This window comes from Ferruginibacter sp. HRS2-29 (assembly GCF_024343615.1).
GTDB lineage: Bacteria > Bacteroidota > Bacteroidia > Chitinophagales > Chitinophagaceae > Ferruginibacter.
Genome location: NZ_RJUB01000100.1, coordinates 1 through 1,888, shown reverse-complemented (window position 1 = coordinate 1,888; position 1,888 = coordinate 1). Strand labels below are relative to the sequence as shown.

The following is a 1,888-nucleotide window of genomic DNA, read 5'->3' as shown; positions in this document are numbered from 1 at the left end:
TGGCGCCCAGCGGCGAGGAGACCGTGATGGTTCCACCAGCAGCACAGGTAGCCTGCACCGTAACCGAAGCCGTTGGCGCGGTCTGCGCAGCCGGAGGGGCCACTACCACTACGGTAGCCGTAGAAGTACACCCGGTGGTAAGGTTTCGTACCGTAACATTATAAGAATTAGGGGTAAGGTTGGGAAATACCGGGCTGGCCTGGTAGTTTGTACCGTCGATGCTGTAGGTATAGTTGGCACCCAGCGGCGAAGACACCGTGATGGTTCCACCAGCAGCACAGGTAGCCTGTACCGTAACCGAAGCCGTTGGAGGGGCCTGCGCAGCCGGAGGGGCCACTACCACTACGGTAGCCGCAGATGTACACCCGGTGGTAAGGTTTCGTACCGTAACATTATAAGAATTAGGGGTAAGGTTGGGAAATACCGGGCTGGCCTGGTAGTTTGTACCGTCGATGCTGTAGGTATAGTTGGCACCCAGCGGCGAAGACACCGTGATGGTTCCACCAGCAGCACAGGTAGCCTGTACCGTAACCGAAGCCGTTGGAGGGGCCTGCGCAGCCGGAGGGGCCACTACCACTACGGTAGCCGCAGATGTACACCCGGTGGTAAGGTTTCGTACCGTAACATTATAAGAATTAGGGGTAAGGTTGGGAAATACCGGGCTGGCCTGGTAGTTTGTACCGTCGATGCTGTAGGTATAGTTGGCACCCAGCGGCGAAGACACCGTGATGGTTCCACCAGCAGCACAGGTAGCCTGTACCGTAACCGAAGCCGTTGGAGGGGCCTGCGCAGCCGGAGGGGCCACTACCACTACGGTAGCCGCAGATGTACACCCGGTGGTAAGGTTTCGTACCGTAACATTATAAGAATTAGGGGTAAGGTTGGGAAATACCGGGCTGGCCTGGTAGTTTGTACCGTCGATGCTGTAGGTATAGTTGGCACCCAGCGGCGAAGACACCGTGATGGTTCCACCAGCAGCACAGGTAGCCTGTACCGTAACCGAAGCCGTTGGAGGGGCCTGCGCAGCCGGAGGGGCCACTACCACTACGGTAGCCGCAGATGTACACCCGGTGGTAAGGTTTCGTACCGTAACATTATAAGAATTAGGGGTAAGGTTGGGAAATACCGGGCTGGCCTGGTAGTTTGTACCGTCGATGCTGTAGGTATAGTTGGCACCCAGCGGCGAAGACACCGTGATGGTTCCACCAGCAGCACAGGTAGCCTGTACCGTAACCGAAGCCGTTGGAGGGGCCTGCGCAGCCGGAGGGGCCACTACCACTACGGTAGCCGCAGATGTACACCCGGTGGTAAGGTTTCGTACCGTAACATTATAAGAATTAGGGGTAAGGTTGGGAAATACCGGGCTGGCCTGGTAGTTTGTACCGTCGATGCTGTAGGTATAGTTGGCACCCAGCGGCGAAGACACCGTGATGGTTCCACCAGCAGCACAGGTAGCCTGTACCGTAACCGAAGCCGTTGGAGGGGCCTGCGCAGCCGGAGGGGCCACTACCACTACGGTAGCCGCAGATGTACACCCGGTGGTAAGGTTTCGTACCGTAACATTATAAGAATTAGGGGTAAGGTTGGGAAATACCGGGCTGGCCTGGTAGTTTGTACCGTCGATGCTGTAGGTATAGTTGGCACCCAGCGGCGAAGACACCGTGATGGTTCCACCAGCAGCACAGGTAGCCTGTACCGTAACCGAAGCCGTTGGAGGGGCCTGCGCAGCCGGAGGGGCCACTACCACTACGGTAGCCGCAGATGTACACCCGGTGGTAAGGTTTCGTACCGTAACATTATAAGAATTAGGGGTAAGGTTGGGAAATACCGGGCTGGCCTGGTAGTTTGTACCGTCGATGCTGTAGGTATAGTTGGCACCCAGCGGCGA

1 protein-coding gene is annotated in these 1,888 nt (G+C 57.1%); it reads right to left on the bottom strand.

What is annotated here, in order from left to right; genetic code table 11:
* The coding region (locus tag EGI32_RS11245; protein ID WP_255155457.1) for a hypothetical protein at positions 1–1,888 on the bottom strand (1,888 nt) is incomplete at both ends.